The 13,826-nt window shown below is 69.1% G+C and carries 16 protein-coding genes; 6 read left to right on the top strand and 10 right to left on the bottom strand.

Annotation, left to right across the window (positions count from 1 at the left end):
- Positions 1-90: 90 nt before the first annotated feature.
- From AB0K52_RS24050 to AB0K52_RS24020, 7 genes are all read right to left on the bottom strand, one after another.
- Entirely contained in the window at positions 91-417 is a 327-nt protein-coding gene (locus AB0K52_RS24050) for a hypothetical protein (RefSeq protein ID WP_363536516.1), read from the bottom strand.
- 168 nt (positions 418-585) lie between these two features.
- Positions 586-1,356, bottom strand: coding sequence for a hypothetical protein (locus AB0K52_RS24045; protein WP_363536513.1), 771 nt, complete (start codon positions 1,354-1,356; stop codon positions 586-588).
- Positions 1,357-1,813: 457 nt separating this feature from the next.
- Positions 1,814-2,131 (bottom strand): DUF952 domain-containing protein, encoded by a 318-nt coding sequence (locus AB0K52_RS24040; RefSeq protein ID WP_363536510.1) that lies wholly within the window; start codon positions 2,129-2,131, stop codon positions 1,814-1,816.
- A 65-nt stretch (positions 2,132-2,196) separates the two neighbouring features.
- Entirely contained in the window at positions 2,197-2,322 is a 126-nt protein-coding gene (locus tag AB0K52_RS24035; RefSeq protein ID WP_363536507.1) for a hypothetical protein, read from the bottom strand.
- Positions 2,323-2,504: 182 nt separating this feature from the next.
- Positions 2,505-3,302 carry a DUF4097 family beta strand repeat-containing protein gene (locus AB0K52_RS24030; RefSeq protein ID WP_363536504.1) on the bottom strand — a complete coding sequence of 266 codons (798 nt, stop codon included), beginning with the start codon at positions 3,300-3,302 and terminating at the stop codon, positions 2,505-2,507.
- A complete protein-coding gene (locus AB0K52_RS24025; RefSeq protein WP_363536501.1) occupies positions 3,299-3,958 on the bottom strand; it encodes a response regulator transcription factor in 660 nt (219 codons plus the stop codon). The genes AB0K52_RS24030 and AB0K52_RS24025 overlap by 4 nt, the downstream gene beginning before the upstream one ends.
- Complete coding sequence (locus AB0K52_RS24020) at positions 3,946-5,205, bottom strand: histidine kinase (protein WP_363536498.1); 1,260 nt, start codon at positions 5,203-5,205, stop codon at positions 3,946-3,948. Before AB0K52_RS24020 ends, AB0K52_RS24025 begins: the two co-directional genes overlap by 13 nt.
- Before the next feature lie 178 nt (positions 5,206-5,383).
- Between AB0K52_RS24020 and AB0K52_RS24015 the strand changes: the two genes are divergently transcribed.
- A complete protein-coding gene (locus AB0K52_RS24015; RefSeq protein WP_363536495.1) occupies positions 5,384-6,568 on the top strand; it encodes a hypothetical protein in 1,185 nt (394 codons plus the stop codon).
- Between the two features lie 45 nt (positions 6,569-6,613).
- Here the strand turns inward: AB0K52_RS24015 and AB0K52_RS24010 are convergent, their stop codons facing one another.
- Both AB0K52_RS24010 and AB0K52_RS24005 read right to left on the bottom strand, forming a co-directional pair.
- The gene (locus AB0K52_RS24010; RefSeq protein WP_363536492.1) at positions 6,614-7,525 is read right to left on the bottom strand and encodes a hypothetical protein; all 912 of its coding nucleotides are present in this window, start codon (positions 7,523-7,525) and stop codon (positions 6,614-6,616) included.
- A 360-nt stretch (positions 7,526-7,885) separates the two neighbouring features.
- Complete coding sequence (locus AB0K52_RS24005; RefSeq protein WP_363536489.1) at positions 7,886-8,299, bottom strand: hypothetical protein; 414 nt, start codon at positions 8,297-8,299, stop codon at positions 7,886-7,888.
- A gap of 84 nt (positions 8,300-8,383) precedes the next feature.
- Between AB0K52_RS24005 and AB0K52_RS24000 the strand changes: the two genes are divergently transcribed.
- The 4 genes from AB0K52_RS24000 to AB0K52_RS23985 all read left to right on the top strand — a co-directional run bounded on the left by AB0K52_RS24000 (position 8,384) and on the right by AB0K52_RS23985 (position 11,649).
- On the top strand, positions 8,384-8,779 hold the full coding sequence (locus AB0K52_RS24000; protein ID WP_363536486.1) for a hypothetical protein: 396 nt from the start codon (positions 8,384-8,386) through the stop codon (positions 8,777-8,779).
- 71 nt (positions 8,780-8,850) lie between these two features.
- A complete protein-coding gene (locus AB0K52_RS23995; RefSeq protein WP_363536483.1) occupies positions 8,851-10,344 on the top strand; it encodes a multicopper oxidase family protein in 1,494 nt (497 codons plus the stop codon).
- A gap of 233 nt (positions 10,345-10,577) precedes the next feature.
- Complete coding sequence (locus tag AB0K52_RS23990) at positions 10,578-10,979, top strand: hypothetical protein (protein ID WP_363536480.1); 402 nt, start codon at positions 10,578-10,580, stop codon at positions 10,977-10,979.
- A gap of 73 nt (positions 10,980-11,052) precedes the next feature.
- On the top strand, positions 11,053-11,649 hold the full coding sequence (locus AB0K52_RS23985; RefSeq protein WP_363536477.1) for a DUF305 domain-containing protein: 597 nt from the start codon (positions 11,053-11,055) through the stop codon (positions 11,647-11,649).
- 324 nt (positions 11,650-11,973) lie between these two features.
- Here the strand turns inward: AB0K52_RS23985 and AB0K52_RS23980 are convergent, their stop codons facing one another.
- Positions 11,974-13,122 (bottom strand): DUF4062 domain-containing protein, encoded by a 1,149-nt coding sequence (locus AB0K52_RS23980; RefSeq protein ID WP_363536474.1) that lies wholly within the window; start codon positions 13,120-13,122, stop codon positions 11,974-11,976.
- A 546-nt stretch (positions 13,123-13,668) separates the two neighbouring features.
- On the opposite strand from AB0K52_RS23980, the gene AB0K52_RS23975 reads away from it, so the two are divergent.
- On the top strand, positions 13,669-13,826 hold a 158-nt coding region (locus AB0K52_RS23975; protein ID WP_363536620.1), incomplete at its 3' end, for a helix-turn-helix domain-containing protein.

Genomic DNA, 13,826 nt, shown 5'->3' with positions numbered 1-13,826 from the left:
TGCGGCGACCGATCCTAACCATCGATCGTTCGCGCCACCACCTGTCTGCCGGACTCACATCGCGGCCGCGACCGATATCGACCTCTCCTCTTACCGCACCTCCTCGAAGGTTCCCGAGTGCACCTCGCCGACCCTGCCGCCTCCTGCGTCCAATGACCGGAACATGGTGACCCGCTTCGTCTTGAAATCCAGCACCTGCGTCACGGCCGCGCCCGAGCGCTCGTTCCAACCCACCAGGTACATCCGCGGCGAGAGCTCGGCGACGTACAGCATCACCTCCTCCGAGCTGCCCTCCACGGCACCGTCGATCTGCTCGTACACCATCCGGTTGCCCTCCGCCGCAAAGGTGTTGTGGAAGACCACCCCGTTGTCCAAGCGGATGTCGAAGGCCTTCCCCGCGAACGCGAAATCGGTCATGACCGTCTCCTTCCTCGACTGCGCCCATGGTCCGCATCGGCGCGGACCATCTAGGCCGCTCTCCAACCTAGGAGATCAACGGCTCTGGCACAGGCGATTCGAGGAGCCTGGCATGGTCGAAACCGGTCAAGGGTAGGCGGCTTCGGCCCGTTCGGTCGGTCGGGTCGATCACCGGTCCTCCACGACCTGCTGCGATGCTCCCTCCTGCGCGGGTGGTCTCTCGTCCGCGGTCGCAATCGCCGTCTCGATGGCCGCTCGTGCGGCGTCCAGGCGGGTGCGGAAATCCTCGTCTTCGGTCTCGGCCAGCGCTTCGAGAGTGGTGCGCCTTCGCCGCAGTGACCGTTCCAGCCAGTCCTGCCATTCGGCCGTGGCCTCGGCCGCCGCGACGGTCGCGGGCCGCCAGACCGGCATGGGTGCGCCCGCGGCCGCGAAGCGCGGATTGGGTTTGAGCCCTTCGGGTTCAGGCAGGAAGTCGCGGACTGCGGCGTCGGTCCAGCCTCGTGTGCGCAGGATCGGCTTGGTCAGCCAGACCGTGCCGTCGCGCTGCCGCACGAACTGCGGCCGCGGCGGCGCGGGCGGCCCCTGCCATTCCAGGGCCAGCGGTTCGAAAGAGGGTGGGTCGTCGGGCGGTGGTTCGGGAAGGGCCGCCGCTCGAGCCTTCGGGAGCGAGGGCGGCATCCCTGCGGCGCGGCTCGGTTCGCGCGCAGTGGCGAGGTCTGCCGGTAGCGGTGTTTCGGGTTCCAGGCTCGGGAACGGCCCCAGTCGGTCGGCCGTTGCCAGGGAATTGAGGAGCCATCGGGCGAAGTGCGCTCGTAGCGGCTCGTCGGGGATGGTCTCGAATGGCAGGGCCTGAGTGATCATCTCGAGGCCGGCCTCGGTCCGTGAACTGTCTGATGCTTTCGCTGCCATCGCATCGTCCAATCGGTTCTCGCGCCGCACCCGACGGGTGTTGCGCGCGCTATTCAGTTGCCTCCGCAACCGTAGGAGCGGGGTACGACAATTTCCGGTGCTCGCGCACTGACCTGTGAGGACCTTCACTGCGCGGCGGTATTCCGCGCCCGGTCAACGACGCGTCAGCGCCGTGTCAGCGCGCCCGGCGATGGTGCTTCCGAACCCACTTCCGAGAGGCTGGAGCACGCGGCCGCCGTCGACCTGGCCATGGCTGCCTGCGTGAGGGCGGCGATGGCTTTCGCGCATGGCGACGCCGCGCATTCGGCGCGCCTTCTCGGGGTCACCTTCAATTGCTCGGCGAGCTCGACGGGAGCGGCTACGACGCGACGCTGCGCACTCCCGAGCGCGCTCGCGAAGCGCTGGGCGACAGGGCGTTCCAGGAGGCGTTCGACGACGATGCCAAGCGGCGCGGGACGCCGTCACGGCCCTGCCGCGGGCCTGCCCCTCAGCGCCAGGGCCGCACCGCCACCACCGCGCTCGTCGCCAGCGGGCCGTACAGGTGCGGGTACTCGGGCGCGCCGGGCGCGGGCGATTCGTAGCGGATCGGCACGTCGACCAGGTCCGAGTCGATGACCAGGACGACGAGCGGCCCCGGGTGGTCGCCGTAGACGAGCGCCGCGACGGTGTCGAGCTGCTCGGGCAGCGAGCAGTGGATGAACCCCTCCTCGGCGAGGGTCCTACCGCGCGTCGAGCCCTCGTACGCGCCCGCGGCCAGCGCGGCCTCCCACAGGCCCGGTTCGGTCAGGTGCAGCAGCTCGGTCATGCCCGCACGCTACCGCAGGGCACACGGCAGCGCCCCGCGCCGGACGCGGGGCCGCACGTGCCGGTTCAAGCCTTCCGGAAGTGCTCGCGGGCCGGTCGCACGGCCAGAAGCGCCACGCCGAGGACGCATCCGGCCGAGTGGAGGACGGCGGCGACCGTTACGGCAGCGGGGCGGCTGCGGTCGGCGGACATCGGAGCCTCCTTCGGCGAGGGCGGTACGGCGGGTGCCGCTGCCAGCCGTTACGTTCGCCGCCTGCGCTGACGCGCGACTGACAACGCGTTATCGGCCACCGGACCGCTTGCGCCGCAATGTCTTCGGGAACGCCGCCGTCCGCGACCGGTTCCGGTCGCGGACAGCGGGAAGGGGATCCGGGTCAGTCGGCGTAGCGGACGGTGAGGTCGCCGACGCTGGTGTTCACGGTGATGACGTAGTCGGCGTCCTGGGAGGCGCTGGTGTCGATGTCGATGTCCTGGCTGCCGACGCCGGCCTCGAACTCGATGTCGTAGGTGGTGCCGTCGTTCGGGACCAGGATCTCGACGTCGCCGGTGTCGGCCGTGACCGTGATGTCGCCGCGGACCTCGGCGTACTCGAGCCTGACGGAGCCGACGCTCGCCTCGACCGCAGTACCGGTGGCGCGCAGGTCCTCGCCCTCGACGTCCCCGACGCTGGCCTCGACGTCGATCGCGCCGTCGACGCCGTCGAGGACGATGTCGCCGACCGAGTTCTCGGCGGTGACGGCGGTGCCGCCGGGCACGGCGAACGTGTAGTTCACCTCGCACTCGTCACCGCCCCAGACGATGAAGAACCGCTCGTCGCACTCGCCGACGACGTTGAAGACGTCGCCGCTCCAGGACTCGCTCGTCGCGGGTTCGTCGCTGTGCCAGCGGGTCTCGCGGTCGACGACGAGGGTGCCGTCGGCGGAGGCGGTGAACTCGAGGTGGCCCACCTCGATTTCAGCGTCGACGCCCGACACCGCTTGCGTGTACGTCTCGGTGCGCTTGTCGCTCTCCTCGGGAGAGGCGGCGGTCCAGATCCAGACCCCGGCGACGGCCATGCCGAACAGGAGGACGAGGCCGGTGCAGGCGGCGCCGACGATCCACCAGACGGTGCGGGCGGTGCGCTGCGGTTCGGGCGGGGTGGGATTGGTCTGCTTCTCGGGGGTGTCGATCATGACCGGTCCTTCGTGTTGCCTTGCAGGAACTTGAGAATGGCGAGCACGCGGCGGTTGCCGCTGTCGGTGGGCGGGAGGCCGAGCTTCGTGAAGATGGAGTTGATGTGCTTGCTGACCGCGCCCTCGCTGAGGACGAGGACCGCGGCGATGCCGGCGTTCGAGCGGCCTTCGGCCATGTGCGACAGCACTTCCCGCTCACGCGGGGTGAGCCGGTCGAGTTCGCTGCCGTTGCGGCGCACCAGGAGCTGGGAGACGACCTCGGGGTCGAGCGCGGTGCCGCCGGCGGCGACGCGGCGCAGGGAGTCGAGGAACTCGGCGACGTCGGCGACGCGGTCCTTGAGCAGGTAGCCGATGCCGCGCATCTGCCCGGTGAGCAGTTCGACGGCGTACCGCTCCTCGACGTACTGGGAGAGCATGAGGACCGCCAGATCCGGGTAGCGGCGGCGCAGGACCAGCGCGGCCCGCACGCCCTCGTCGCTCTGGTCGGGCGGCATCCGCACGTCCGCCACGACGAGGTCGGGGCAGTCGCGCTCGACCGAGCGGAGCAGCGCCTCGGCGTCGCCCACGGTGTCGACGACCTCGATGCCCCCGATCTCGAGGAGCCGGGCCAGGCCCTCGCGCAGCAGGACCGAGTCCTCGGCGATCACGACGCGCATGGCAGCTCCGCTTCGATGACGGTGGGTCCCCCGAGGGGGCTGGTGATCTGGAAGGTCCCGTCGACCGAGCGGACCCGGTCGGCGAGGCCCTGGAGTCCGGTGCCGCCCTGGGGATCGGCCCCGCCGCGGCCGTCGTCGGCGATCCGCAGATGCAGCCGTCCGTCCTCAAGGGAGATCGAGACGGCGGCGTGCTCGGCGCCCGAGTGTCGGGCCACATTGGTCAGCGCCTCGGAGACGACGAAGTAGGCGACGGCCTCCACGTCGCGGGCGACGCGCCGGTCCATGTCGACCCGCAGGCGGACCGGGACGGGAGAGCGGGCGGCGACCGCTGAGAGGGCGGCGTCGAGGCCGCGGTCTTCGAGCACGGCCGGGTGGAGGCCGCGCACGAGGTCGCGCAGGTCGGTGAGGACCTGCTTGGCCTCCTCGTGGGCTTCGGCGATGGCGCGGGTGCCCTCTTCGGGGAGGTCGGTGAGGGTGGCGCGGGCGATGCCGAGGTTCATGGCGAGGGAGGTGAGCCGCTGCTGCGCGCCGTCGTGGAGGTCTCGCTCGATGCGGCGGCGCTCCGCGTCCGCCGCATCCACAGTGGAGTCACGACTGGCGGCGAGGTCGGTCACGCGCATCTCGAGGGCCTCGGTCCGGCTGGTGCCCAGGAGGAGCCGCGCGAGCAGCCCGTCGAGGGCGGCCAGGCCCTGGGTGAGCCAGGGCGCGGCGATCGTCACGATGATGCCCGCGCCGCAGAGGATCCAGTGCATCGCGCCCAGTCCCGAGCGCGCACCGAGGACCGGCGCGAGGACCATCATCGGGCCCGTCGTCCAGGCGGCGATCGCGAGCACCGCCGCGAAGGAGGCGCCGGCCCCGGCGATCAGGTGGTACGAGAGCTGGCGCCATGTGCGCGGGTTCCGCACCAGGGCGAGGAGGGCGCGCGGCGCGAACGTCACCGGCTGCGCGGCCGTCCCCTCGGGCCACGCGGTGCCGAGGAACGCGGTGTGGCGGCTGCGCTGCGCGGCCGTGAGCGCGCCGTTGACCACTAGCAGCGCCCCGGCGGCGATGATCGGCACCACGATCGAGACGAGCCCGGCCAGGCCGGTGGCGGTGAGCACGAAGATGACCACGCCACCGACGGAGCCGAGCACGGCGCCGGTGACGAGGTGCATGAGTGAGCGCCAGGTCGATCCGGCCCCGAAGGCCCGCACCGCCGCGCGGGGGGCTCTGCGCCAGAGGATCGGCGGCGCCGTTGAGATGTCCATGCCCCAAACAGTAAATTCGCGCGCGGCCGCCCGCATTGCCGCTGGAGCCCGACTTCACGGTGAAGTTTTCTCCACCCCTCGCCGCTCGGTCCCCGCTCCGCGCTGGGAGCCATTAGTATTCGAAGGCCCCTCCCGCCGGTGCCCTGCCCCGCACCGGTTCTCGCGAAAGGACCCCTCTGTGGCGGACGTGTCCCTCATCGGCCTGGGCGTGCTCATCCAGCTCTACGTCCTGCTGATCCTCGCCTACGCCGACCGCCTGTCCGAGATCGGCATCCTGCACGTCACCTCGACGATGTTCCCGGCCGGCACGGAGGACACGCAGCGCCCGCCAGCGGGCAGGCTCGTCGCGGTCTGGTCCATCCGGACCCTCGTCGCGATCGCCACACTCCTGATCGCGGTGCTGCCCTTCGCCCTCGTCGAAACCGTCGCCGTCGAGTACACGCTCGTCGGACCGTCCTGGAGGTGGTTCTACGCGACCTCGGCGATCGCCATCGCCTCCGGCGCGGTCATCTGGCTGATGATGCTGCGCGGCAAGCGCTCCGAGGCCAAGATCAAACGCGGCGCCCTCCGTCTGCCCACACTGGACTCGATCGGCGGGCACGCCGCCACCGCCGACGTCGCCGATCAGATCCGCGCGGCCGGGCTCATCAGCCGCCGCACGTTCTTCACGACGACCGTGGGCGTCACCGCCACCATCGCCTCGTGCGCCGTCTACAGCGCCAACCCGGTGCTCGCCTCGTACACCCGCGCCGAGCAGGACGGCGTCGGCTTCGCGATGCTCATGGCCGGGGCCGTCATCGTCGGCGTCGCCTCGTACGTCTTCGGGCGCCTCCAAGCCCCCGCCGGGGAGGCGCTGCGCCGCATCGAGTACCTGTACGGCTCCCGCCTCGCCGACGCCGAGCGCGACTTCCGCCTCGTCGCCGCCTATCGCGCCTCGCTCCCCCGCTACCTGCGCGCCGCCGCCGCCCGCTACCTGCGCAAGGACTGGTTCACCGACGTCGACACCAAGGGCCCGCGCATGGCGTCCATGACCCTCCTCGCCGCCGCCGACATCATCCAGCGCAGCGACTTCAACGGCCACGCCTTCGCCGCCGCGCCCCCGCCTCAGGTCCGCGAAGTCGGCCTCCGCGCCGCCGCCGTCCTCGTCTCCCCCTGGGACCGCGCCGCCCTCGCCGCCCTCGCCCGCGCCGCAGGCGTCCTCGACGAGCACGGCGAAGTCCGCCCCGAACTGGTCGAAGCCACCGAGTACCGCTTCCAGCGCCGCCTCCGCGACATGACCGACCTCAGCGGCCGCGTCCTCGCCGCCATAGCCGGCGCCATCGCCGCGGTGACCTCCATCGTCACCCTGATGAACGTCTTCTAGAGGCGCTCAAGGGCGATCGGCGGCGGACCGATCCGGAAGGGCCGGTCAGTCGTGCTCCTCGCCCGGAGCATGGGTGTGGTCCTCTTCCTGCCCGGTCGCTTCCGCTTCCGGTTCGGCGCTGGTCTCCGCATCCGCGGGGGACTCCATGTCGGTGTCCTCACCGGAGCCGTGCTCGTGATCGTGGCCGTCGTCCTCGTGGTCCGCGGTACCGGGGTCGTGCGCGTGGCTGTGCTCCAGGGCGGCAGTGGATCCCGGGACGGCCATCGCGCCGAGGGCGACGAAGGCGAGCACGACGACCGCCCGATACCCGGCGGCGGACAGGACGCCGTGGCGCTCACGCGGCAGCAGCGACCACAAGAGCCCGACGACGACGGCGACTTCCATTGCGGCCGTGATCAGGTCGGCAGGCCCGAACGTCTCGGGCACTCCGGCATGGGGGCCGAACGGCACGCCCCAGACGCGGCTGACGGCCCACACGCCGAGAAGGCCGATGTTGGCGATCAGCCCTGACACGCGGAGGAAGGCGTTCCCGATCGGGAAGGCCAGCAGGCCCCACAAGAGTTGGAATCCCGCGGTGACCGCGAAGAACGCACCGGCCAGGGCCCACTCCTGCCAGTGCGTCGGGGTGGCGAAGACGTGCACGACGCCGGCGGCCAGGCTCGCCACCGCGGCGACCTGCCGCGCGAGCCGCGCATCCGTCAGGGCCCGGCGGGGATCGCGGGGCGCCGCGTCGCCCTCGGCCGCATCCAAAGACGGCTTGCGGGGGGAAGGCGGGGTCCGGCCGCGGCGGTCCTCGGCAGCGCCGAGGGTCCTGCCGGGCAGGAGTGAGAACACCTGGGTGTCCCAGTCGTCGTCCGATCCGTCTCCGGCCCATCCGCGGTCGCGCGAGTCCGCACTGCCGCGCCGCTCGTCCGGGTAGGGGTCGGCCCACCGTTCTTCCGGGCGTCCACCCGGCATTCCGGCTGGAGCAAGTCCGGCGGTGCGGCCCGCTCGTGGTGCGGGCCGCTGCGGTGTCACGGTCGGGAAGTGCCCGGCCGTCGGACCAGGGCTCGGCGGTCCGGAGCGCTCGCGTCCCGACCGCGGGTCGGGTGCTTCGACGCTGTGGCGTCGGGAAAGGCGTCCCAGCGGATACGGATCGCCGCTTTCGGCGGACTGCCCGCCCGCATAGGGGCGCCCACGGGGCGGCTGCCGGTCCAGCGGTGCACGGCTGTCTCGGGGTCGGTTCACGGGTGGTCTCTCGCTTCAGGTCGGTCGGCGGCGCACAGCACCGCCAGAGGGTCGGAGGAGATGCGTTCGGCCCCTGGGGGGCGAGCGCTCCTAGACCCTGTTGACCTGCAGCTCGGAGACGGGATCGGTGGGTGAGCGGTCCCTGGGTTCGACCACGATCCCCAGCGGTGAAGCCGGCTCGACGCAGTCCGCGACGGGGTCGGTCGGGCTGTCCGCCGGAGCGTGGCCGTCGGCGTCGGGGAGCACGGCCAGACCGCATGCGTGCGCGCCGTGGTCGTGCGAGGGCGCGTCGCCGTGCTCGTGTCCGGCCTCGTGGTCGTACGAGGAGGTCGCGTGCGCGTCGCTTTGCGGACCGAGCAGGTGACCGAGCGTGAGGATTGCGGCGATTCCCACCAGCAAGAGCGCGAATCGCTTGCGGTCCAGGGGACACCTCGCATCGCCGACCGAGATCTCGCCGTCGGCGCAGGCGGCGCCGGCGGCATGCGCGACTGTAACACGCGACACGGTGCGAGGCGTAGTCCGCGAATGCGCGAAGGGCGCTGGGGCTTCGCGAACCACCCCGCCGGCAGCGCTAGGTAGGATGGCGCCGTGCCGAGGAGCCTGATGCGCGTCGCGCTCGTCGCCGGGCTGATGCTCGGCATCATCGCGATGCACTCGTTCGGGCACGCCTCGCACGACGAGGATCAGAGCGCCGTGACGGCCCATGCCGCGCACCACGGCCACACCATGAACGCCGAGCCCGCCTCCGACGAGGACGACGACCGGTCCGCACTGCTCTCGGCCCTCGGCCTCATGGCCTGCGGAGCCGTCCTCGCCCGATTCGCCTTCGACTGGTTGCGCCCGTCCACCTGGTCGCAGCTGTGGCGCACCGCCGCTGCGGCGATCGAGCGCATCTGCTGCGCTCCAACGCAGGTCGGGCTCCCCCCTCCGCTCGTGCAGCCCACCGGCGTCACCGTCAACCGAATCGCCTTGCTGCGGATCTAGATTCGGCCCCCGCCCGGGGATAAGCCGCTGAATCACCTTCCATAGCAACGCCATTCGAAAGGCCAACCATCTTGCGTGCTTTCACACGCCGCTCCATGCTGCGCGGCGGCGCCGTCGCACTGCCGTTCGCGGCCCTCGCCGCCTGCTCGAACGACGAGCCGCCGAAGCCGGCCTTCGTCGAACCGGACGATGAGCGGGTCGCCGCCGCCGAGGCCGCCCGCAACCCCGGCCGGGTCCGGGAGTTCCAGCTCAACGCGACCGCCGCCGCAGTCGACCTCGGCGGCCTGGTCGTGCCGACCTGGTCCTACGGCGGCACGGTTCCCGGGGCCGCCATCCGAGTCGCGAAGGGCGAGCAGGTCAAAGCGGTCCTCGTGAACGACCTGCCCGAGCCGACCACCGTCCATTGGCACGGCCTCCAGCTGCGGTGCGACGCCGACGGCGTCCCCGACCTCACCCAGGCGCCGATCGCACCTGGAGCGTCGTTCACCTACCAGTTCACCGCCCCCGACGCCGGGACCTACTGGTTCCACCCGCACACCGGAACGCAGCTCGACCGCGGCCTGTACGCGCCGCTCATCGTCGACGACCCCGACGAGCCGGTCGACTGGGACCTGGAGTGGACCGTGGTCCTGGACGACTGGATGGACGGCGTCACCGGCACCCCTGACGACGTCCTCGACCAGTTGCGGGCGGGCATGTCGATGGACCACGGCGGTATGGACATGGGGCTCATGACCGACGGCCACATGCTCATGGGGGCCTCCTCCGACCTCCTCGGCGACGACGCCGGGGACGTCTACTACCCGCACCATCTCGTCAACGGCCGCCTGCCCGCCGACCCGGAGGTGTTCGAGGCCGATCCGGGCGCGCGCGTCCGCATCAGATTCATCAACGCCGGCGGCGACACCGCCTACCGGGTGGCCCTCTCGGGCCACCGGCTCACCGTCACCCACACCGACGGCTTCCCCTGCGTCCCAGCGGAAGCCGATGCGGTCCTCATCGGGATGGGCGAGCGCTACGACGCGGTCGTCACCTTGGGAGACGGCGTGTTCGCGCTCGTCGCCGAAGCCGAGGGCAAGCAGATGCGCGGCCGGGCCCTGGTGCGGACCGGCTCGGGCGAGGCTCCGGCGACGGACTTCGCCCCCGCGGAACTGACCGGCCACGTGCTCGCCTACGACGAGCTCGCGCCGGCCGAGGCGGTCGCGTTGGAGGCGCGCGAACCGGACCGGACGATCGACCTCGAACTCACCGGATCGATGGGCGAGTACGACTGGGCCATCAACGGCAGGCCGCACGACCTGGACAACCCGTATGCCGTCGAAGAGGGCGAGCGGGTGCGGCTGCGGTTCACCAACGACGGCCACATGTGGCACCCGATGCACCTGCACGGCCACACGTTCGCGCTCGCCGGGACGGGCCTGCGCAAGGACACCGCGATCGTCCTGCCGGGCCGGACCCTGGAAGTCGACTTCGACGCGGTCAATCCCGGCCGCTGGATGGTCCACTGCCACAACCTCTACCACGGCGAGGCGGGCATGATGTCCGTCATCGGCTACCGGGACTGACGGGGCGGTGAGCCGGGCGGCGTCGCCCGGCTCATCGCGTTCGCGACCTCTGACGCTCGGCGGCCGGGGCCGGCGCGTCCCCTGCGGCCGCACGGCCCGGCCTGGTCGAACGACCACCGCCGGGCCCCGCGAGCGCACATGGCCGGGTCGTCTACCATGAGCGCGTCTCACCCCGCGGTATCGGACGAGCAGACACCATCCGGCGCATCGGGCGCCGCAGGAAGGCTGACGCGTTGACCTGGTTGCAGTCGCTTTGGAAGGCCACACTCATCGTGGTGGCCGTCGGAGTGGCGCTCATGCACTCAACCGGTCACGCCTGCAGCGACGACGTCTGCAGCCCCGAAGCGTCACCGGTCGCCGCCGCGTTCGACTCCCACGCCGACATGGTCGGCGACGCGGACTCCGGTCATCACGGCCATCCCATGGGCACCGGCATGAACCCCTTGCAGGTGTGCATGGCGATCCTCACCGGGCTCGCGCTCGCCGTGTCGCTGTGGGCGATCTGGCGGCTCGCAAGACTCGTCGCCGCCACTCGTCCGGCGACGCCCCTGCGGCGCGCCGGGTGGGGCGCACCGGCCTCGCCGCCCTCCGGAGGCAGGCTGTCCCACCTCGAACTCTCGGTGTTCCGCATATAGGCCGAACCGCTGGTCCCCGGACCGCTTCGACCCGTATCAGCGACAACACCTTCGACAGGAGAGTTCTCCAATCATGCGCAAGACCTTCACCGTGCGCCGCGCGCTGTCCGCCGGCATCGCCGCCTTCGCCGCGCTGTCCATCGCCGCCTGCTCCGGCGGGGACGGCGAGGGCGGCCACGACATGGACTCCATGGAGTCCGAGTCCGCCGAGGCCGACTTCAACGACGCGGACGTCATGTTCCTGCAGATGATGATCCCGCACCACGAGCAGGCCGTCGAGATGGCCGACCTCGCCGCCGAGCACGCCGAGGACCCCGAGGTCGTCGCACTGGCCGGTCAGATCGCCGCCGCGCAGCAGCCTGAGATCGACCAGATGACCGCCCTCCTCGAGGGGTGGGGCGAGCCGACCGAGATGGAGGGCCATGAGGGCATGGCCATGGGCGGCATGGCGACCGAGGAGCAGATGACCGAACTCTCGGCCGCTCACGGTGCCGACTTCGACAAGCTGTTCGTCGACCTCATGATCGCCCACCACGAGGGCGCGGTCACTATGGCCGAAGAGCACCACGCCGAAGGCCAGAACGCCGACGCGTCCGCCATCGCCACGGCGGTCATCGACGCGCAGACGGCCGAGATCGCCACCCTGCAAGAGATCCAGGCGCGGCTCTAACGCCGTCGGTCCGGGGGCGGTGTTCACCGCCCCCGGACCCGCCGCCGTCCGACGACCGCATGCCCGCCACGCAATCGCCGTCCCCGGGCCGCTCGCGACCCCCGGAAAACCAGCCAGGCCCCGTCGAAGACGGAGCCTGGCTGGATTGCTGTGGTCGGGTTGACAGGACTTGAACTCCCTCGTCCCGAACTATCGGCATGGGGGACATCGAAGGGCAACCAAGGTGCATCAAGGCTGGTCAGAGCCTACCCGAGACATCCTCGCTCGCAGCGGTTGCTGTACTTCGCTGCTGCAGTCGCAGGGCATCCGACCTACTGCCACGACTCATTCCTGCAGCTCGCCTTCCAGAGGCTTGCTCGCAACAGCCGGACCGCGCCTAATCGCGCGAAGATTCAACAGCTGAAGACTTCCCCGTTCGGTCAGCTTCCAATAAGTCTTGGTGTCGCTCGCAGGCCGCCGCTTCACGCCACTCTCAATAAGCCCGAGCGCCGCAAACTGCACCTTGATGTCATTGAAGCAATCGGTTGTAATTTCGGCGTCGTAGATTCCACCCACTCTTTTGGGCTTCTCCTGTGCGTCACCCGAATCAACTGCTTCCGGCTCACTCTCCAGCAGCTCGTCCTGCGCCATCGTCAAGCATAGAGCGGAGAGGCTCTCCACCATTCCATCCTCTGATGCCTCATCCATCAGTTCAGGAGCAAGATGCTTGAAGATCTTGTTCCAAGTTATTCGTGTATTCCAATGTGATTTCAAGCGGTTCCGCTGGTAGGCATTACCACTGTCAATCGTTTCCTGCCAATGAAACTCTAGGATGCATTCGAGAACAAATTCATCTTCACCCTGAACCAGATCGGCAGGATCGGGACTATCCAGATGCTGACGTTGCTCATCCTTCAAGTCAGCATTCAGTTCTTTGACCCTTGCACGGAGCTCAGCCAGCTCGGCCTTTACTTCTGGCGTCATTGCCTCGTCAGCTCGGATCCAGCCAACTGCAGGACTTGATTTCCTAATTTGCATGATTGCGAGTGCAACTTGCCCAGGTAGATCGTTCGGCTCCTTCCAGTATTTCACCATTCTTTGCTCAATCTTAGTTCGAAATGAGTCAAGCTTCTTGCGCAACTCGGGATCGAGGTCAAGCTTGTCGGCTATTAGTTTTCCCGGGTCGCCATGAAGAAATCCCATTACGGGCTTCTTTTGCTTTACAGCGTAATCAAATTCCATCTCTGTATACGAGATCTCAGCCTTGTCATCGACACTCCCGTAACGCCCGCCAACGATTACGACATAATAGTCACATAGGTCAATAACCTTCTTGATTAGGTCAAATTTCTCATCATCTGATGCCGGAAAGAGCTCCATACCAGCTGGGATGCAATCTGCCTCAAGCAGAGTTTGAAGGACAGCACGTCGTTCTTCCACAAGGTCCTTAAATGTAGAGCTGATGAAGACCTGCTCGCGCTTTTCAATCGTCATAATGCTCACTGTACCGACAGGGAGAGGTCCATGTCCCTCTTCGGTGCTTGTAAATCAGAGCTCAATAGTCTCACTGGCAACTTCAGTCAGATGGAGGCCGGGTTCATTGACCGGGGGCGGGTGCGCCCGTAAGGCCGCCTTGAAGATGTATAGAAAGTTCTCACAAGGGGCCGTGGCCCGGGCCGCGTCGAAGGGTGGGGCCGGTAGCGACGTTCAAAGACGTTGGCACGACTCAGGCTTCGTCGGAAGAGCAGTGGGATCGAGCCGCGCAACCTTCACCGCTTCGTCGTCAACCATCTCAAGCTGCCGGGGTTCCCCGGATCTCGTGCACGATGCCCGGCGGAACTGTTGCTCGCTGCTGATGGATCTCGACGTTGGCGTTACTGTGAATCGCTGCTGTAGACACAGTCAGGGGGCCGGAATCCCATTGCTGGGAGACCGGCCCTGAACTGCTTCTTCATCTGTCGGGTTGACAGTGTCCTCGTTCAGGACATAGGAAACCCATCTCTCGGGTCATAGGCAACATTCGGGTGTCTGATCTCGGGCATGTCGAAAGCCCGTCTGATCATCACCGCGGTCATCCTCGAGGGCCGGCCCCAGGCCGAGGTCGCCCTCGCCTACGGCGTCTCGAAAGGCTGGGTGTCCAAGCTCGTCGCCCGCTACCGCGCCGAAGGCGCCGCAGCATTCGAACCCCGCTCACGGCG

Source organism: Glycomyces sp. NPDC049804, from assembly GCF_040674615.1.
GTDB lineage: Bacteria > Actinomycetota > Actinomycetes > Mycobacteriales > Micromonosporaceae > Glycomyces > Glycomyces niveus.
This window is presented reverse-complemented; position numbering and strand designations above follow the sequence as displayed.